Annotated in this window: 23 protein-coding genes; 3 read left to right on the top strand and 20 right to left on the bottom strand. The window is 52.0% G+C overall.

Annotation, left to right across the window (positions count from 1 at the left end):
- Positions 1 to 162: 162 nt before the first annotated feature.
- From C1A10_RS04485 to ylxM, 12 genes are all read right to left on the bottom strand, one after another.
- Positions 163 to 618, bottom strand: a complete 456-nt coding sequence (locus C1A10_RS04485; RefSeq protein ID WP_101909117.1) for an ATPase — start codon at positions 616 to 618, stop codon at positions 163 to 165.
- 16 nt (positions 619 to 634) lie between these two features.
- Positions 635 to 1,147, bottom strand: a complete 513-nt coding sequence (gene coaD / locus C1A10_RS04480) for a pantetheine-phosphate adenylyltransferase (protein WP_101909116.1) — start codon at positions 1,145 to 1,147, stop codon at positions 635 to 637.
- Positions 1,148 to 1,699 carry a 16S rRNA (guanine(966)-N(2))-methyltransferase RsmD gene (rsmD, locus tag C1A10_RS04475; RefSeq protein ID WP_101909115.1) on the bottom strand — a complete coding sequence of 184 codons (552 nt, stop codon included), beginning with the start codon at positions 1,697 to 1,699 and terminating at the stop codon, positions 1,148 to 1,150. It abuts the gene before it with no gap.
- A 141-nt stretch (positions 1,700 to 1,840) separates the two neighbouring features.
- The gene (gene uvrC / locus C1A10_RS04470) at positions 1,841 to 3,676 is read right to left on the bottom strand and encodes an excinuclease ABC subunit UvrC (protein ID WP_101909114.1); all 1,836 of its coding nucleotides are present in this window, start codon (positions 3,674 to 3,676) and stop codon (positions 1,841 to 1,843) included.
- Positions 3,677 to 3,776: 100 nt separating this feature from the next.
- Positions 3,777 to 4,040 (bottom strand): HPr family phosphocarrier protein, encoded by a 264-nt coding sequence (locus C1A10_RS04465; RefSeq protein ID WP_101909113.1) that lies wholly within the window; start codon positions 4,038 to 4,040, stop codon positions 3,777 to 3,779.
- A 230-nt stretch (positions 4,041 to 4,270) separates the two neighbouring features.
- Positions 4,271 to 5,011 carry a DUF554 domain-containing protein gene (locus C1A10_RS04460; RefSeq protein ID WP_101909112.1) on the bottom strand — a complete coding sequence of 247 codons (741 nt, stop codon included), beginning with the start codon at positions 5,009 to 5,011 and terminating at the stop codon, positions 4,271 to 4,273.
- Positions 5,012 to 5,060: 49 nt separating this feature from the next.
- Entirely contained in the window at positions 5,061 to 5,816 is a 756-nt protein-coding gene (gene trmD / locus C1A10_RS04455) for a tRNA (guanosine(37)-N1)-methyltransferase TrmD (protein ID WP_101909111.1), read from the bottom strand.
- Positions 5,809 to 6,318: a ribosome maturation factor RimM gene (gene rimM, locus C1A10_RS04450; protein ID WP_101909110.1), complete on the bottom strand. Its 510-nt coding sequence runs from the start codon at positions 6,316 to 6,318 to the stop codon at positions 5,809 to 5,811. The genes trmD and rimM overlap by 8 nt, the downstream gene beginning before the upstream one ends.
- Before the next feature lie 81 nt (positions 6,319 to 6,399).
- Positions 6,400 to 6,633 (bottom strand): KH domain-containing protein, encoded by a 234-nt coding sequence (locus C1A10_RS04445; RefSeq protein ID WP_101909109.1) that lies wholly within the window; start codon positions 6,631 to 6,633, stop codon positions 6,400 to 6,402.
- Positions 6,634 to 6,656: 23 nt separating this feature from the next.
- Positions 6,657 to 6,899, bottom strand: coding sequence for a 30S ribosomal protein S16 (gene rpsP, locus C1A10_RS04440; protein WP_101909108.1), 243 nt, complete (start codon positions 6,897 to 6,899; stop codon positions 6,657 to 6,659).
- Positions 6,900 to 6,972: 73 nt separating this feature from the next.
- Complete coding sequence (ffh, locus tag C1A10_RS04435) at positions 6,973 to 8,346, bottom strand: signal recognition particle protein (RefSeq protein WP_101909107.1); 1,374 nt, start codon at positions 8,344 to 8,346, stop codon at positions 6,973 to 6,975.
- Positions 8,347 to 8,391: 45 nt separating this feature from the next.
- The gene (gene ylxM, locus C1A10_RS04430; RefSeq protein WP_101909758.1) at positions 8,392 to 8,754 is read right to left on the bottom strand and encodes a YlxM family DNA-binding protein; all 363 of its coding nucleotides are present in this window, start codon (positions 8,752 to 8,754) and stop codon (positions 8,392 to 8,394) included.
- 355 nt (positions 8,755 to 9,109) lie between these two features.
- Between ylxM and C1A10_RS04425 the strand changes: the two genes are divergently transcribed.
- Positions 9,110 to 9,481 carry a hypothetical protein gene (locus tag C1A10_RS04425; protein WP_101909106.1) on the top strand — a complete coding sequence of 124 codons (372 nt, stop codon included), beginning with the start codon at positions 9,110 to 9,112 and terminating at the stop codon, positions 9,479 to 9,481.
- 50 nt (positions 9,482 to 9,531) lie between these two features.
- On the opposite strand, the gene C1A10_RS18375 is transcribed toward C1A10_RS04425, so the two are convergent.
- The 6 genes from C1A10_RS18375 to C1A10_RS04400 all read right to left on the bottom strand — a co-directional run bounded on the left by C1A10_RS18375 (position 9,532) and on the right by C1A10_RS04400 (position 14,487).
- A complete protein-coding gene (locus tag C1A10_RS18375; RefSeq protein WP_180950986.1) occupies positions 9,532 to 9,681 on the bottom strand; it encodes a hypothetical protein in 150 nt (49 codons plus the stop codon).
- Positions 9,678 to 10,049, bottom strand: a complete 372-nt coding sequence (locus C1A10_RS04420; protein WP_101909757.1) for a metal-dependent transcriptional regulator — start codon at positions 10,047 to 10,049, stop codon at positions 9,678 to 9,680. Before C1A10_RS04420 ends, C1A10_RS18375 begins: the two co-directional genes overlap by 4 nt.
- 79 nt (positions 10,050 to 10,128) lie before the next feature.
- Positions 10,129 to 11,373 (bottom strand): [Fe-Fe] hydrogenase large subunit C-terminal domain-containing protein, encoded by a 1,245-nt coding sequence (locus C1A10_RS04415; RefSeq protein WP_101909105.1) that lies wholly within the window; start codon positions 11,371 to 11,373, stop codon positions 10,129 to 10,131.
- Between the two features lie 48 nt (positions 11,374 to 11,421).
- Positions 11,422 to 12,585 (bottom strand): sporulation integral membrane protein YtvI, encoded by a 1,164-nt coding sequence (ytvI, locus tag C1A10_RS04410; RefSeq protein WP_101909104.1) that lies wholly within the window; start codon positions 12,583 to 12,585, stop codon positions 11,422 to 11,424.
- Positions 12,586 to 12,759: 174 nt separating this feature from the next.
- Positions 12,760 to 13,260 carry a hypothetical protein gene (locus tag C1A10_RS04405; RefSeq protein WP_101909103.1) on the bottom strand — a complete coding sequence of 167 codons (501 nt, stop codon included), beginning with the start codon at positions 13,258 to 13,260 and terminating at the stop codon, positions 12,760 to 12,762.
- Between the two features lie 15 nt (positions 13,261 to 13,275).
- On the bottom strand, positions 13,276 to 14,487 hold the full coding sequence (locus C1A10_RS04400) for an AfsR/SARP family transcriptional regulator (RefSeq protein ID WP_180950984.1): 1,212 nt from the start codon (positions 14,485 to 14,487) through the stop codon (positions 13,276 to 13,278).
- Positions 14,488 to 14,786: 299 nt separating this feature from the next.
- Here C1A10_RS04400 and C1A10_RS04395 point away from each other — a divergent pair, with 299 nt between their 5' ends.
- Positions 14,787 to 15,668, top strand: a complete 882-nt coding sequence (locus C1A10_RS04395; RefSeq protein ID WP_101909101.1) for a fumarylacetoacetate hydrolase family protein — start codon at positions 14,787 to 14,789, stop codon at positions 15,666 to 15,668.
- 46 nt (positions 15,669 to 15,714) lie between these two features.
- Here C1A10_RS04395 and C1A10_RS04390 read toward each other — a convergent pair whose 3' ends face one another.
- Positions 15,715 to 16,218 (bottom strand): immunoglobulin-like domain-containing protein, encoded by a 504-nt coding sequence (locus C1A10_RS04390; protein WP_145997698.1) that lies wholly within the window; start codon positions 16,216 to 16,218, stop codon positions 15,715 to 15,717.
- Positions 16,219 to 16,235: 17 nt separating this feature from the next.
- Positions 16,236 to 17,333, bottom strand: coding sequence for a redox-regulated ATPase YchF (gene ychF, locus C1A10_RS04385; RefSeq protein WP_101909099.1), 1,098 nt, complete (start codon positions 17,331 to 17,333; stop codon positions 16,236 to 16,238).
- Positions 17,334 to 17,662: 329 nt separating this feature from the next.
- On the opposite strand from ychF, the gene C1A10_RS04380 reads away from it, so the two are divergent.
- Positions 17,663 to 18,355 (top strand): response regulator transcription factor, encoded by a 693-nt coding sequence (locus C1A10_RS04380; protein ID WP_101909098.1) that lies wholly within the window; start codon positions 17,663 to 17,665, stop codon positions 18,353 to 18,355.
- Positions 18,356 to 18,400 lie beyond the last annotated feature (45 nt).

Below are 18,400 nucleotides of genomic sequence, written 5' to 3'. Positions count from 1 at the left end.
ATTCATCATACATATCCGTATTATACATGGTTCGGGTGTAAAAAGCAAGCGAATCGGAACATTTGTTCTAATGATTATCCGATTTTATTTGGCATATTTTTGTGGTGGACAGCGCAAATCCCGAGGGCCACATGAAAAAGGAGGGTTCCCCCTCCTTTTCTGTCAGCGGCTGGTAGCGTTACGGAATGCCTGCCTGGTCGCCTTGATCTCCGTAAGCGATTTAACAAGCACCTCCTCGGTTTTGAGCAGGCAGTTGTCGGAAAATTCCTGCGCGGCCTGACGGATTTCCCGCGACTTCATCTGTGCCTGGGAGAGGATTTCGGATGCCTTTGCCTGCGCCGCTTTCACAACCTCTTCCTGTGAAACAAGGCTGCGCGCGCGTTCCTCGGCTTTCCGGACCACCTGTTCGGCCTCTTTCTTGGCGCTCTCTATAATATCGGTACGGTCGGAAACGATCGCCTTGGCCTGCTTGATTTCGGCAGGGATATTCAGGCGGATGTCGTCAATCAGATCTCTTACCTTGTCAGCGTCCACAACACACCTTCCGCCGGAAAGCGGCAGGCTCCAGGAGCGGTCGAGCAGTTCGTCAATCACATCCAGTATTTCATCAATATTCATTACCATTCACTCCTCACTAGATGATCAGTTTATTTTGAATGTCCTCGCCGGGACACATACGCACCAAAATCGGTTTGAGCACCGAGCGGGGCACAAATCCGCTGATATCCCCGCCGTACTGCGCGATTTGCCGCACCAGGCTCGAGGAAAGATACATATTGTCGCTGCTGGGTGTCAAAAACACCGTTTCCGCATAAGGCATCATTTTTTTATTGGCAAGCGCCATCTGGAATTCGTAATCAAAGTCACTGACGGCCCGCAGGCCTTTCACGATGGCGCAGGCGGATTTCTGCCTGACATAATCCACCAAAAGCCCGTCAAACTTGTCCACCTCTACATTGGGAATGTTCCCGCAGACAGTCTGGATCAACGCAACACGCTCATCCACCGAAAATACCGGATGCTTGACGGCGTTGGGCGCCACCACGACAATCACCCTGTCGAACAGCAGGCTGGCCCGGCGGATGATGTCTTCATGCCCATTGGTGATCGGGTCAAAGCTGCCGGGGCAGATTGCGATTCGCTCCATTCATTTTCCCTCTTCCTGTTGCTTTTTATAGGTGGTGATTTTGGCTTTGCCATACCGGTAGATTTTTAAAACGCAAAAATCCCCCGCCCGTTCCGGCAGGGTTTCGCCGCGCTCACTCTCACAGACAATGATGCCGCTGTCCTTCATCTTTTCCGCCAGCTTTGGCAGCACAGCCGGAATCAAGTCCTGCCCGTACGGCGGGTCGAGGAGAGCGATATCAAACCGCTCCGATGTTCCGTTCAGAAACGCGGAGGCTTCCATGGCGGCCACGCGCGCTTGGGGCGACAGCTTGGTTGCGGCGAGGTTGCGGCGGATGACCTCCTGCGCCTCGCGCGAGGTATCCACAAAAATACAGGACTTCGCCCCGCGTGAAAGCGCCTCAATGCCCAGCTGCCCGCTGCCGGCAAATAAATCCAGCACGGCGGCCTGCTCCAAATCAAAATGAAGAATGCTGAAGATCGCTTCCTTTGCCATATCGGAAGTCGGGCGGGTGGTAAGCCCTTCCGGCGCTTCCAGACGCGCGTTGCGCGCTGTTCCGGTGATTACTCTCATAGTTCTTCTCCTGGTTTTCTCTAAAGGTTTTTCCTGTTTATTTTATCCAGACAGTTTGGAAAAACGCAGCGGAAACTATAAAAAAGATTTTTAAAAAAGATTGCTGCAATGCCTCTATTATCCTTTTTTTGCGCCTTTTTGTCAATCTTCCCCATGCAGAAATTCATATAATTTCCTTGCCGCGGGCATGGAAACTCCTTTCACCTGAGCAAGCTGCTCCGAAGAAGCCTCCCGGATGGCCTTTGCGGTTTTAAACTGTTTATAAATTTCTGCCGCCCTTGTTTTTCCGATTCCGGGGCATTGGGTCAGGGAAAGCTCAAACGAGCTCTTCTGATGCTTCGCCCTCGAAAAAGAGATTGAATAGCGATGCACCTCATCCTGAATGGTAGAGACCAAAGTAAAAGCGCTGCGGTGGGAAGAGATAGCGATCTCTCCGCCGGTACGCGCAATCGCGCGTGTTCTGTGCTTGTCATCCTTGACCATACCAAAAACCGGCACATGGATTCCCATCTGCGCAAGCATGGGCACAATCGTGGAAACATGCCCCTTTCCGCCGTCCAGCAAAATCAGATCGGGCAGGCGGTCAAACGCCTCGTCCTGCTGCTCCGGGTCCAGATAACGCTGGAACCGCCTTTGAAGCACCTCGCTCATGCTTGCGTAATCGTCGGTGCCGGCGACCGTTTTGATGTTGAATTTGCGGTAGCATTTACGCAGAGGCCGCCCGTTTTCAAAAACCACCATACCGGCCACAACCGTTTCCGAGCCGATATTGGAGATATCATAGGATTCGATATAGACAGGCGGTTTTTCCAGCCCGAGCAGGCGCGCCAGCTCGTCCAGCGCGGCCACCTCACGGCCGGTGCGCTGGGATTTCTGGGAAAGGCGCTCCGCGGCGTTCTTTTTTGCCATCTCCACCAGCTTCAGCTGTTCCCCGCGCTGTGGGATGCGCACCTCCACCTTGGTTCCTGCCTGCTCAGAAAGCAGGCGGGATGCAATTTCGATATCCTCGATACCGCCGTCCAGCTGAATCTTTTTGGGGATGTCCTGTCTGGTCGTATAATAGCGCAGCAGGAATTCCAGCCTCGCCGCGTCCAGATCGTCCACAGCCCCCAGCAGGAAATCCTGCTTGTCCACCAGCCGCTCCCCCCGGAATTTCAGCACCACCGCGCAGGTGTCGCTGTCGCTTCGCTGCAGCGCGATGACATCCTGATTGGCAACGCTGGTGAAAACCACCTTCTGGGACTCGTTGATGCGGCTGATGGCGCGGATGCGGTCACGAAGCTGCGCCGCTTTTTCAAACTGCATCGATTCCGCGTATTCCGCCATGCGGCGGTTCAGCAGTTCAATGCTCTGCGCACTGCCGCCTTTAATATATTCTCTCGCCTGTTCGATAATCTCGTCGTACTCGGCCTTTGAAATTTTTCCGCGGCAGACTCCCATGCAGCGTTTAATATGAAAATTAAGGCAGGGCCGCCCTTTGCCGAATTCCTGCGGGAATTTCCGGTTGCAGGTCGGCAGCATAAACGCACGATTCACCTCATCCACAGTCTCACTGACCACAAACGAGGAAATGTACGGACCGATATATTCCGCGTCGTCATCGTCACGCTGAAAGGTCTGCCGGATACGGCTGAATTCTCTGGGGGCAATTTTGATATAGGAATACCCCTTGTCATCCTTCAGCAGGATATTATATTTCGGGGTGTGCAGCTTGATCATGCTGCACTCCAGAACCAGCGCCTCAAACTCACTGTCGGTCACGATATAGTCAAAATCATAAACATGGCTGACCATCTGGTAGACCTTCGGCAGATGCTTTTCCACCGCGCGGAAATAGCTGCTGACACGGTTCTTCAGGGCTTTCGCCTTGCCGATATAAATGATGTCGCCCGCTTTGTTTTTCATGATATAGACACCGGGCAACAGCGGCAGCTTATGCGCCTTTTCCGCCAAAAACGGCAGACGCGGATTGTCCATGGTCTCACACACCTCCAACGCCAAGGGTTGTGTCTTGAAGAAATGAAAAGATGCACCGCCTGATAATCAAACGGTGCATCCTGACTCGAAAGCGCAAAAACTACTCAGTGAAACCGGATTCCACAAGCTTTACAAGACCATCAACCGCAGCTTGCTCATCGGAACCATCCGCAATAATCCGGATATTTGTGCCACCGACAATGCCCAGAGAAAGAACGCCCAAAAGGCTCTTCGCATTGACACGGCGTTCCTCTTTTTCCACCCAGATAGAGGATTTGTATTCATTGGCCTTCTGAATGAAAAATGTTGCAGGACGTGCATGCAGACCAACTTGATTCTGTACGGCGACTTCTTTCACAAACATTTTGATACGCTCCTATTTCTATAAAATCACGCAATTGTTTTCAAACCATGGTACTATTATAAGCGGATTTCCGGAAAGCGTCAACGTTTTTTAGGACAGATTTCCGTTTTGCGATTTTTTTCTGCTTGTTTCCCATATCATTGAAAGGCTATTCTGCTGCAATTGTGCAGGATAACTATAAAGTTTTCAACAATTACAGCAACATATCTGTATTCGTCGCATGAAACCCTTTAAAAAGCCGAAAATCCCGCCGCAATTGCATGCAGCAATGGCTTCATTATCTCATAAATGACCGGGACTAGCAGTGCCGGTAATAAATTCGCTGTACGAATGGTTGTAAACTCCAAAAAATTAATACCGATGCACAGCACAATGGTATAGCCCACCATGCAGATACTGCCGAGCAGCGAATCGGAGATCAGCGGAGACAATACACCGGCAAACAAGGTAATGGCCCCCTGATAGAGCACAACCGGGATAAAGGAGAAGATCACTCCAAAACCCAGCGTAGAACCCAGAATGACCGAGCAGATAAAGTCCAGCATAGTTTTGATAAACAAAATACTGCTGTCTCCTGACAGCCCGTCCGCCAGCGATCCGACGATTGCCATTGCGCCGACGCAAAAAACCAGCGACGCATTGATAAATCCTTTGGCAAACCCTTCTTTGCCAAATTTCTGTTCGATCCATTTACCGCCCCGCACAAGTTTTCCGTCAAGATCCCAGCATTCGCCGAGCACGCCTCCGATCACTATGCTGGCAATCAGCAGCAGGGACCCGGAAGAGGACAGCTTTCCGTCGCTGCCAACGGTGATCATGGCCGTGATCACTCCGTTCAGCCCGATAATCAGCACCGAAAGCCCCAGCAGCTTCATCGCGGTCTGCTCCACCTTTTCCGGCAGCCCGCGCCGTATCAGCAGGCCAATCAGGCCGCCCAGTATGACACCAATCGCATTTACAACTGTTCCCACAACACAATTCCCCTTTCAAGATGTCAATTCACAGCAAACGGGCAAGGTGTCAGGGCTCTTTTTCCGTTTGTTCCGTCCAGCCGATGGTCCGCAGATACCACTTGTCCTTTTCATTGAGCGCCGCCTTTTCCAGCAGTTCCGGCCTTTTCTCAAATGTAGTTTTTAAGGACATTTCCCGGCGCCACCGCGCAATCGCCGCATGGTTGCCGTTGGTGATGATTTCGGGGACCGCGGCGCCGTGCCAAACCGCCGGTTTGGTATACTGGGGATACTCCAGCAGGCCGTCCCAATGGCTCTCCTCGGTAAAACAGCTTTCATCCGCCAGAACGCCGGGGCAAAGCCGCCCCACGCAGTCGGCCAATACCAGCGCTCCCAGTTCGCCGCCTGTCAGGACATAATCGCCGATGGAAAGTTCCTCATCCACAATTTCATCGATCACCCGCTGGTCAACGCCCTCGTAGTGCCCGCACATGATATACAGATGTTCCATCTGTGAAAGTTCTTTGGCGCGTTCCTGCGTCAGGGTTTTCCCCTGCGGCGTCATGTAAATGACATGCGGCCTTCCGCCGCGCCGGGCGCAGGCGGCTTCCCAGGTGCGGTACATCGGGTCTGCCTGCATCAGCATCCCTTTCCCCGGCCCATACGGGGTGTCGTCCACATTGCGGTGCTTGTCCGCCGTGTAATCCCTGATATGAAAACACGCAATATCCAGATAGCCCGCCTTGCGCGCCCTGCCGATGATACTGGCCGACAGGACGGCTTCGCACATTTCCGGAAATAGCGTGGCAATATCGATTTTAAGCATCAAACAGTCCCTCCAGCGGACGGATTTTGATGATCCCGCCGTCGAGATCCCGTTCCAGCACAACCTGCGGGATGGCGGGGACGTATCTCTTGACACCCGCCTTATCCTCCAGACAGTAAACATCGTTGGCGCCTGTGGATTCCACATCAAATATCTCCCCGTAATCCGCCCCGGTGTCCGCATCCACTACCCGGCATCCAATCAGGTCCTGCACAAAATATTCCCCTTCTGCCAGCTCCGCGTCTTCACGGCTGATATAGATAATCTTGTTTCGCAGAAGGACCGCCTGTTCCACAGTCTCCACGCCTTCAATCTTGAGCACCACAATATTTTTCTGGACACGGGAATTCTGAATCCGGACAGATGTTTCGCCTTTGTCCAGATAAAGGGTCTCAAAATCCAGCAGAAAGTCAGGCGTATCGCACCACGGCTGTACGCGCACTTCGCCCTTGATTCCCTGGGTAGTTACAATCTTTCCGCATTCCAAAAACTGCTTTTTCATCGTTTTCTCCTCGCCCTGCAAGCTTTTCTGCCCGAAAGCACAGTGTTCAAAAGCAGGGAGGCTTTCGCCTCCCTGCTTTTTTCAGTCGATTTCAACGGCAACCTTCATTTCGGCTTTATTCGCTGCCGCACGGACAACAGTGCGGATTGCCTTAGCGATCCTGCCCTGCTTTCCGATGACACGTCCCATGTCGTCGGGGGCGACATGAAGGTGGTAAACAACCAGGCCTTCCTCGTTGGGCTCGTCGACAGTTACATGAACAGCGTCCTTATCCTCCACGAGGTCTCGTGCTATGGTAACGATCAGCTTATCCAAAACGATTTACCTCCACGTCCATATTAGAGCACGCCTTCGATTTTCAGCAGCGCCTTAACGGTATCGGTAGGCTGAGCGCCGTTCGAAAGCCATTTCTTTGCCTTTTCAGCGTCCACTTTGATTACGGAAGGATCCTTGGTCGGATCGTAGGAACCAATCTCCTCAATGAACCTGCCGTCTCTGGGATAACGGGAGTCAGCAACCACGATACGGTAAAAAGGAGCTTTCTTCGCACCCATTCTTCTCAATCTGATTTTAACAGCCATGTATGTCACCTCCTATAAAATTTGCAAACTTTCGTCTGAACATTTATTCAACCGGGAACCCGGGTGAAATCAATTAAAAAGGCATTCCGGGCATTCCCCCGGGCGGCATGCCGCCCATCCCTCCAAACGGGAGGCGGCGGTGTTTTCCGCCTTTCTTGCCAGAAACGGAACGGAACAGTTTTTGAATCTGCTCGTTTTGCTTGAGCAGGCGGTTCACGTCGGAGACCTCCGCACCGCTACCCGCCGCAATCCTGCGCTTCCTCGCCGGGTTAATAAGCGCGGGCTTGGCGCGTTCGGCCGGTGTCATCGAAAGAATGATCGCCTCCACGCGGCGCATCTCGCGCTCGCCCTTTTCAGCGTCCTCCTCTTTGAGCTTGCCCGAAACACCCGGGATCATATTCATTACACTGGAAAGCGGGCCCATCTTTTTAAGCTGCCGCATCTGTGCAAGCATATCATTGAAATCGAAGGAATTTTCCTTCATTTTCTGCGCCATTTCCATGGCCTGTTTGGAATCGAAATCCTGCTGCGCTTTTTCAATCAGCGTCAGCACGTCGCCCATGCCGAGAATACGGGAAGCCATCCGGTCCGGATAAAACGGTTCCAGGTCTTCGAGCTTTTCTCCCATACCCGCGAACTTAATGGGCTTGCCCGTCACCGCGCGGACCGACAGCGCGGCACCGCCGCGGGTATCGCCGTCCAGCTTTGTGAGAATGACGCCGTCAATTCCAAGCGCCTCATTGAATTTGGAGGCTACATTGACCGCGTCCTGACCGACCATCGCATCGATGACCAGCAGGATTTCCTGCGGGGCAACCTCTTCTTTGATCGATTGCAGTTCGCCCATCAGGGTTTCATCGATATGCAAACGTCCGGCCGTATCCAAAATGACCACGTCGTTGCCGTGATCCTTCGCGTGGGCAACCGCTTTGCGCGCAATCTCCACAGGGTTTCCCTGCCCCATTTCAAAGACAGGCGCCCCCGCTTTCGCGCCGACTATCTGAAGCTGCTCGATCGCAGCCGGGCGGTATACGTCGCACGCCGCGAGAAGCGGGCGTTTTCCCTGATTTTTAAAATGCAGCGCCAGTTTGGCGGAATGGGTCGTCTTACCGGAGCCCTGCAGGCCGCACATCATGATGACCGTCGGCGGACGGCTCGCAAAATTGACGCGCACATTGCTTTCGCCCATCAGCGCGGTCAGCTCTTCATTGACGATTTTGATAACCATCTGGGCGGGCGTCAGGCTCTCAAGCACCTCGTTGCCCACCGCTTTTTCCGTCACTTTGGCGACGAATTCTTTCGCCACCTTATAGTTGACATCCGCTTCCAAAAGCGCAAGGCGAACCTCGCGCATTGCTTCCTTAATGTCCGCTTCCTTGAGCTTTCCTTTGTTCCTCATCTTCTTGAAAACAGCGGAAAGCTTATCGGAAAGTCCTTCAAACGCCATGGGGTTCACCACCATTCCCGTTCAGCTTTGTATGTAAGACTGATTTTATTCGTTGAGGCTGCCGGCAATCCGGATAATGTTTTCCGCGCGCTGGGAAACCTCGCGCGAAATGCCGACCCTGCCCCCGGATTCCTGGATAAAGCGCGCGTCGCTGATAATCTGGTCCAGCCCATCCTGAATTTTGCGGAATCTTTTTGCAAGGCCCAGGCGCGCCTCCAGATCCAGCAGTACTCCTTCGGCACGTTTAATGGAGTCGCGCACACCCTGCCGGGTAATCTGGCTGTGGGCTGCGATCTCCGCAAGGGACAAATCTTCGTTGTAGTATAGCTCCACCACATCGCGTTGTTTTTCGGTAAGCATTTCGCCGTAAAAATCCAGCAGCAGCGAAATCTCAAGATTTTTAGCCACTTTCCTGCCCCCAATCATGTAAAGTAGTTGACTTTACACGTTCCCTCTTGCTGTATTATACAGGACCGGCATATCAGTGTCAAGGCTTTTTTCTTTACACGACAAAAACTTTTATTTTTCGGTGGACAAGCCTCTTTAACGGCAAAAAACCTTTCCAAACCGGAGAAATGGAATTTTTCTTCATATTTGCTCATTATTTGGGAATTCTACAAAAGCATATCATAGCTGAAAGAGTCCGCAGACAAATATAGATATTGGCGGGCGCTGTCCTTCATCCGCTCTTTACGAATGATCCAAATTCTGCTATTCTTATAATGGATGAATTAAAATCAATTTTATTTGGAGGAATTGTGAAATGAATGATCTGAACAGCAACGACACGGCAGAATCCACCACGGAAGAACTGAACACTCCCAATTTTACGGACACCCCGGATGTGCCGGAAGTTACAGAGACGATTGCCACTGTCTCCGGAAAAGGCTATCAGAATGCAACTGCAAAGCTTCTCAACGGTGTCTTTGTTGTTCTTCTGGTCGTCATGGGCATTTTTTTGATCCTCCAGCTTTACCTGAGCATCACTAGCTATCTGCAGCAGGGAGCGTCGATAGGCATTGCGCTGCTTTATACGCTGGCCGGTATCTCTACCTCCTTTCTGTTCTGCTCGCTGCCTTTTCTCTTCAAATTCTTTGCGGAAGTTGTAGAGCTGATGGACAAACATCATTCCTGATTGAGGTACAGCATATAAAAAATGGCTGCCGCAGAAAGCGGCAGCCATTTTTATGCTTTTTTCTTTTCTTCACTTTTAATAATCTGCTCCACATCAACAGAAACGGTGGTTTTTTCATCGCCGTTCAAGCCGAAGATTCCTTCATCTATCAGACGGAGCAGGTCATTTTCCTCCGGCACCGGCTCACTGTTCAGGCTCATTTGCCGTCCTCCCTTTCCACATACTCCTTGACCTTTGCGAACGTTTCAGCGCTGATCACATGTTCAATCCGGCAGGCATCACTTGCGGCAGTTTCCTGATCGACAGAAAGGGTCAGCACCAGATACCGGGTGAGCAGCAGATGGCGCTCGTATATTTCAGAGGCCTTTGCCCGCCCTCTCGGCGTAAGCAGGATACGCCCGCTGTCCTCCATGGTGATAAACCCGCTCTTGCGAAGGATCCCCATCGCGCGGCTGATGCTCGGTTTCGAATAGTCAAGCTCGTTTGCAATATCAATCGAACGCACGGAACCGTTCTTGTTCTCCAGAATCAAAATGGTTTCCAGGTAGTTTTCTCCCGATTCATGCATGGGCATATGGGGTGTCCTCCTTTGGCGGAATGTCATGCAATGATTTTATCATCTTTTCCGCTTTGCATCAAGCGGGGGATCAGAGCTTTCTGATAAAAATATCGCTGTCATTCAGCAGGGTTTCCACCGTGTCGATTCCCAGCCTGTGAAGCAGCTCAATCACATATGGATTGTCCATCGGCGTCGGATAAAGCGCCTGTTCGCCATAGGCCACCACATTGTCCCTGCCCTGTTCCTTATCGATAATCGCTTTCGGGCCGCCTACGCAGCCTCCCACGCAGCCCATGCCCTCATAGAAATTCGCATGCGTGTTACCCGCCGTCAAAGCGGCCAGCATTTCCTTGCAGTTCCTTACGCCATCGGCCTGCTGCGTCTTCACCGTGATCTTGCGGTGTGGGTTCAGGCGTTCCACCGTTGAGCGGACCGCCTCGCTCACACCGCCCGTATGGGCATAAATGCGGCCGGCACGGGAGGAGTGGTCGCGTTCTTTATCCTCCATTTCTGACGGATCGATTCCGGCGGCATCAAAAACGTCCCGCATCTCCTCAAAGGTCAGCACATAATCCACCGCGCCCTTTAAATCCGGCTCCCTGGCCTCGGACTTTTTGGCAAGGCAGGGGCCCACAAAAACAGTGACCGCATCAGGATGCAGCGCCTTTACCGCACGGCCGCAGGCGATCATCGGAGAAACGGCGCCGGGCACGTGGGGCATCAGCTGGCTGTAGCTTTTGCGCAGCATGGCAATCCAGAGGGGACAGCAGCAGCTGGTCAGCTGAAAGTCTTCCTCCTTATGGATATTCTGGTCAAATTCGAACGCCTCTTTCAGCGTCAGAATATCGGCAAACAACGCAACTTCCAGCATTCCGTCAAAGCCCAGCTTCAGAAAGGCGCTGCGCAGCATCCCCGGCGTTACATCCGGGCTGAACTGGCCCTGAAACGCGGGAGCAATCAGCGCGTAGGCCAGCCCCTTGGCGTTCCTGACCGCCTCGAGCGCCGGCAAGATATCCTTTGAAGCAGTCAGCTTGCCCGAACGGCAGCTTTCCGCGCAGGCGGCGCACCCGACACAGCGGGTAACATCGATTGCAACCCGGGGGACCCCTTCTTTGCGGGAAATCGCGTCAAACTCGCAGGAAGCCATGCAGGGCGCGTCGGGCGGGCAGTCACAGTCCGCAAGCTGCCAGATGACCGGATGCTTTTCCGGATGCAGCAGACAGTCCAGATGCTGAGGGTCATAATCCAGACCTTTCACCGAATCGGCGCTGGCCTGTCCGCGCTGAACAGATGCTTTGAGTAAGGTTTCATATAATTCCTGAAAAGTAGCCATTAGTACCACTCCTTATCAGCAAAATTCCTGCATATTCAAAATCGCCGGCTATTGGTTGGGCTCGTTGAGAGATTTCTCTGTTTTCCAGAATTGGACAACGCCGGAATCCTGCAAATTTTTAAGAATGATAACCGTAAGCGGAAACAGAAACATTCCAAGCAGTCCCAGAACATGCAGACCAAGATACATAAACATCAGCGTCACCAGCGGGTGAAGGCCGATGCGTTTGCCGATAATCCGTGGCTCCAGAATATTTCTGATAATTGTAATCCCAAAGTAGATTCCAAGAATTCCGGCTCCAAAACTTGTTTTTCCGATCATCATTGCAATAATGCCCCACGGAATCAGGATTGTTCCTGTGCCGAGCACCGGCAGAATATCAACAAGCGAAATCATCGCCGCCAAAAGGACCGCATAGTTTACCTTCAGCAGAATCAATCCGGCTGAAAGCTCGACAAATGTAATAAACATGATCAACAGATAGGACGAAAGCATGCCCACCACCGTCTTGCTGAACGAATTCCAGCTGGAGATTACCTGCGCCCTGTATTTTTCCGGTATCTGCAGTTTACAGAACTTGATGATATTATCAAATTCAACAGTCATAAAAAAGGTCGCGACTACCGTAATAATGATTGAAATGAGCACGGACGGCAGCAGGGAAGCCTTGTTGGCCGCCCAGGCGACAGCCGAAGTGGAAAAATCAATAATATTCGACTGCATATCAGCCATCATTTGAGCGGCCAGCGCGCGAATCTGTGTTTCCATCTCGTCCGGGAGCGCAAATACAATGCTCTCCAGCGTACGGTTCAGCACATCCGCGATAGCCGGCGCCGCGCTCTGGTAGAGCCCCGGCAGGCGGTTGATCAGCTCGCCAAGCTCATTGGCAGCGTTATATACCAAAAGCACAAACAGGATTCCGACAGTGGAAACCAGGATAAAAGCCACAATCGGCGAAAGCAGGCGTTTATTCTGGTGGGTTTTTTCCGCCAGAAAATGAATGGTCCTTTGCAGACAGGCGGCTGTAATCAGGCCGATCACAAACGGCAGCATCCATGCCAGAAGATATTTGAAACACAGATAGGCCAGTGTCAGAATACACGCGGTAAATAAGCAGTTGATCAGAAATGCCCGTTTTTTTTCAATTGTCAAGTTGGCTCCTTCTCCCGTCTGGCTGAATTCTGCGGAAAAGCGCGGTTCGTTTCTGTTCATTTATTCCATTCTTTTCCTTATTGTATGAAAATTGCCGTAAACTGTCAACTAAATCCAGTTTTTCTTTATTTTTCAGCCCGCCTTTTTCAGTATGGGCAATTTCTGAAACGACCAATCAGGCAAAATCTTTACTTCTTCCTGTCGGAATCGTAAAAAAGGCAGGAAACCCTGCCTTTATTCCTGCACGTTTTCTTCCCATTCAAGCAGGTCCATTCTTCCTCCCATGGAAGAGACCGATCTGAATATTAAACGGATCAAATCGCAGGCGCTCTGAAAATCAACACGGCAGCTTTGTTCCACCCAAAACGCAGTCCCCTGCCATGTAGCGCTCCGGCGGGTATTTACCTGCACAATCACCGTCATCTTCGCTCCTTTTTCACTTGCAAACACGCTTTCATCCTGGAAACATGCCGGTTCTGCCGGTTCCGGGCGGCAGAACCGCTCCAATCGCGATTTGTAAAAGGATCGGTATCGAAACGCGGCATGCGGAAATCCCAATTGGTCGAACATCCGGTCCATCCGATTCACAAGGTCAAAAGCTCCGCAAAACGGGACGCAATCCGGCAGATGAGGATTGTAAAACCTGCCGGAAAACCCGGCCGGTTCGATCGAATCAATGCATACCAGCGTTTTTGCGACTGTGCTGGGCTGCAGAAAGGCGCCTCGGATCGGCAATGAAAATACCCCTTTCTATTTTAACGGGTCCAGAGGCTGGAGCGCCGTGTGCAGTTTGATTTCCTTTCCGCGGAAATCCTGCTTAAATCGTTTCTCTATGCGGGAAAGCACAATCCGGCCGTTTTCATAAGTGAGCGTCGGCAGCATCAGGACATATTGCGTGGCGGAAAAACGGGAAATGACATCCCCCTTCCGCAAAGACAGCCGGACGGATTCCAAAAGCTGATCCATGACTTTGCCGAGCAGCGGCAACTCAGGAACCTGGTTGTTCTGATCGGTTACGGTCAGCAGCGCGATAAAAATCGACTGGCCGGTACGGGTGGCTGTCCGCGCCTCGACGCGGTACATACATTTGAAAATCTCATATGCGCAGTAAAACGCACCCTGGGCCGCCTGCTGTTCGCAAAGATCCTCTTTGATCACGCTCAGATCGGTTTGCACGCTGTTGACGGTTTTCACGATTTCCCGGTAAAGGCTTCGAACACTTTCCGACAGGGAAACTCCCAGTTCCCGATAGAATAATTCCGTCAGTTCGTTATAATGGGCAAGTGCGTGGGACTGCTTTCCCTGGCGAACCAGCGCTTCTATGAAATACTGATGGGCACATTCCTCAAACGGGTCGAACTCAATAGCCTTCCCACATACCGCTTCTATCGTGTCGAACCGGTTATTCGCTGCCAAAAGCGCACAGGCATCATACACACTGCTGAAATAAAGCCTGCGATAATCATTCACAAGCGCAACCGCCCACTCGCGGTAGCCGGAATTGGGAAGAAAGTTGCCGCGGTAAAGTTCGAACGCGCGCAGATAAAGGGCAATCCGGGTTTCATCGGGCTGTCCGGCATCCGCCGCCTGCGCGCACAGGTTCGCAAACTGCTCGATGTCTATCTCGCAGGCAAAGCTGTTATTCCAGGAGTATGTGTTTTGATGATAGCGAATCAGTTCCCTGGCAAATGGCACTCCGTATCCCGCAAACATCGTGCGGATCCGGTAAATCAGATTTTTCAAAGCGTTGGAAGGATTGTTGCTTTTATCCCCCGGCCACAGTGAATCCGCCAGACTCCTAGGGGATATCGCCTGATTGCGGAATACGATCAGGTATTCCAAAAGGTTCCACATCTGCTGGGAATGGTTGTCGGTATCTTTAATAGTGATTTCTCCGATTGTGATCTGAAAGCCGCCCAGCATCTGTATTTGCATTTTTTCCGGTTCCTGTCCTTCTTGCATTATGCCGGTCTCCCCTGCCATAAATTACTGGTCAAATTTTACCACTTTTTTAGCGATCTGAAAAGGGATTAAGCGGATATTTGACAAAATAGTAAAAAAATGTTGAAAATTGTCGGTTCGGCTATCATTTCAGACGGCATTCCCTGCAAAACTGTCAGTACCATTCCGAGTCCTGCTCAAATTATAGTTGCAAATTTGAATAAAATATTGGATAATAAAGGAAGGATTTGTAAAAGCCCGGCGGCGGCATGATTGTGCGCAGTGGCCGGAGTTCAGTCTAAGCAGGGGGAATGAATGTTATGAAGCTTTTAACCTATCGCCAAAACGGAACCGACCATGTCGGTATTTTGGCCGGCACCGATCAGATCGTTCCAGGAAAGGAACTGGGAATCAACTGCGCAAGTATGTCCGAATTGATTGAACAAACCGACGACGCCGGCTGGGAATCCATCAAGGCGAAGCTGGCGGGCGGGAAATTTTCCACAATCCCCGTCGATCGTGTGGAAAAACGGGCGCCGATTCCCTATCCCCGCCAGGATGTCATCTGTCTGGGCATCAATTACATGGCCCACGCGGAGGAATCCGCCCGCTATAAGCTGGAAACCTTCGACGGGGAACGGCAGTATCCGGTTTATTTTTCCAAGCGTGTCACCGAAGCCAACTGTGACGGCGGCCCGGTTCCCGCGCATGCCGATATTGAAGACCGCCTGGACTATGAAGCGGAGCTCGTTGTTATCCTGAAAAAAGACGCGAAAAATGTTTCTGAAGAAGATGCGTTTGACTATGTGCTCGGCTATACGGTCGCCAATGACGTCAGCGCGCGCGTTTTGCAGAACCGCCACAAGCAGTGGTATTTCGGAAAAAGTCTCGACGGCTTTTTCCCAATGGGTCCCTGGATTGTGACCGCCGATGAATTTGCGCAGCCGCCCGTTTTAAAAATCCAGTCCCGCGTCAACGGCGAGCTTCGGCAGGACAGCACGACCGGACTTCTGATCTTCGGCATTGCCCATGTGATCCACGAGCTGTCGCAGGGTATGACGCTGAAAGCGGGCACCATCATTTCCATGGGCACGCCCGCAGGCGTCGGCATAGGGTTCACGCCTCCCAAATTTTTAAAATCAGGCGATATCGTGGAATGTTCCATCGAGGGAATCGGAACGCTGACCAATCCCATTGATTAACGCAAACAGCAAAAACCGCTCTTCCAAAATTCGGAAGAGCGGTTTTTTAATCGATCACAAAGTCCGCGGTAATCTCGGTGCACGCGAGAGCTTCCCCCTGCGCACCGCTGAAGCAGGCAAGCTGGGCGGCACGGTAGGTACCGGAAGGCAGAGGCTCGTCGAACAGGTCGACCGGCACCGTTTCCCGGACCGTTTCGCTTGGGTTCAGCTGTTGATCCGTCATATCGAATACAACGTCGGGGCGGACGGCAAGCGGCGTGATCACATCGCCATCCACGCGCCGGAAATCATAATATCCGGTATAACCCAGAACGTCCTCGCTGTGATTCGTGATGATCAGCACAATTTCTTTTGTTCCGGCAGGATAGCTCTCCCGCTCCGTGCGTGCCTCAATGCTGCGTCCGGAGCTTTCCTCCGACGAAACCCCGACCGCGGCAAGAATCAAGTCATTTTGGGCCTTCGGAAGATAGCCCGTTTTTGCGGGCCGGCTGAGCAAAAACCCAACGACACCAACGGCCGCTCCGCAGACGAACAGACCCGTAAAGAGCAAAAGAAACCGGCGGGGCATCATACGTTAAAACGGAACAGGACAACGTCGCCGTCCTGAAACACATATTCTTTTCCTTCGGAGCGCACAAGCCCCTTTTCCTTCGCCGCCGTCATCGAGCCGCATTTTACCAGATCGTCAAATGCGATGATTTCCGCACGGATAAAGCCTTTTTCAAAATCCGAATGGATTTTGCCCGCCGCCTGCGGCGCTTTGGTTCCTTTTTCAATCGTCCATGCGCGGACTTCCTGTTTTCCGGCGGTCAGATAAGAGATCAGGCCAAGCAGAGAGTAACTCTTTTGAATCAGGCGGTCAAGGCCGGACTGGTGAAGCCCCATATCCTCAAGGAACATCAGCTTGTCCTCGGGGGACATGCCTGCGATCTCTTCCTCGATTCTGGCACAGATCGGCAGTACCTCGCTGTTTTCCGCCGCCGCAATCTCCTCAACCTCGTGGAAATAACGATTCTTTTCAATACCGCCCGCAAAATCGGTTTCGCTCATGTTGGCGGCATAAATGATCGGCTTTCCAGACAAAAGCGGGACATCCGCAAAGGCTTCCCGTTCTTCCTCGTCGCAGACAAAGCTGCGGGCGGATTTGCCCTCTTCGAGATGTGCTTTCAGGCGTTTGAGCACATCAGCCTGCGACGCCAGCGTCTTATCCCCGCCTTTTGCCGCTTTCAGCGACCGGTCGATCTTCCGGTCCACAAGGTCAATGTCGGAAAAGATCAGCTCAAGGTTGATCGTTTCGATATCCCGTTCGGGGCCGATCTCCCCGTCCACATGCACAATCTCTCCGTCCTCAAAGCAGCGAACCACATGGACAATCGCGTCCACTTCGCGGATGTGGGAGAGAAATTTGTTTCCCAGCCCCTCGCCTTTTGACGCGCCGCGCACAAGGCCGGCGATGTCCACAAATTCAATAACAGCGGGCGTATATTTATCAGGGTCGTACATTTTTGCCAGCACGTCCAGACGTTCATCCGGCACGGCTACCATCCCCACATTCGGCTCTATGGTGCAAAACGGGTAGTTGGCCGATTGGGCTCCCGCATTGGTAATCGCATTAAAAAGGGTCGATTTGCCCACATTGGGCAGCCCGACAATACCTAATTTCATTCTGAAACTCCGATCTGCCGCTCCGCGCTCGGCACATAATAGATGATAGCTGCTCTTATCCGCGAAGCAACGAATGATAAGAGGCCGTGCGCAGAGCAAACCCGTTCCCCGCGTCCGGCAATCCAAACAGTTTTATATTATAGCGTTCTTTTCCTTTTTTCACAAGAGGGCTTTCCGTTTTCTTTCGGCGGAAAGCGGTAATAATTCGGAAACTGGACAAGCCCAGTTCAAAAAATATTCACCAAAGTATATCATTTTGCTGTATAATTGTGGTATTATATTGCTAGGTAAAGAACATCAGACTATAGCATAAAACGGAGGGAACTGAAATGTCTACCGGAAAGATACTGGTTTGCGATGACGACCGTAATATCTGCGAACTGCTCCGCCTTTATCTCGAAAAAGAGGGATACGCGCTCGCAATCGCCAACGACGGCGAAGAAGCGCTCGCAAAGTTTGCCTCCGAGACGCCGGATCTGATTTTGCTGGATATCATGATGCCCAAGCTGGACGGCTGGCAGGTCTGCCGGGAAATCCGCAAAAAATCCAACTGCCCGATCATTATGATTACCGCCAAGGGCGAAACTTTTGATAAAGTGCTCGGTCTGGAGCTTGGCTCCGACGATTATGTGGTCAAGCCCTTTGACCCCAAGGAAATTGTCGCCCGTATCAAGGCCATCATGCGGCGGACCGGGAAATCCGCGGCCGAGAGTGACATCAAGGAAGTCAGCTACGACAAGCTGGTGGTCAACATGACCAAATATGAACTGAAGGTCGACGGCAAGGCGATTGATACGCCGCCCAAGGAGCTGGAGCTGCTCTACCATCTGGCAAGCAACCCCAACCGCGTTTACACCCGTGACCAGCTACTTGACGAAGTATGGGGATTCGAGTATTACGGCGACTCCCGCACCGTCGATGTCCACATCAAGCGCCTGCGCGAAAAGCTGGAAGGCGTTTCGGAGCAGTGGACGCTCAAAACCGTATGGGGCGTCGGCTACAAATTTGAAGTAAAAGAATAGATTTTAGAACCGGGGAACGGGTCGGGCGGTGTCCGGCCCGTTTTT

The sequence above is a fragment of the Marasmitruncus massiliensis genome, assembly GCF_900186535.1.
Taxonomy (GTDB): Bacteria; Bacillota; Clostridia; order Oscillospirales; family Ruminococcaceae; genus Anaerotruncus; species Anaerotruncus massiliensis_A.
Note: the sequence above shows the minus strand (reverse complement) of the source record. Positions and strands in the feature narration are given on the sequence as shown.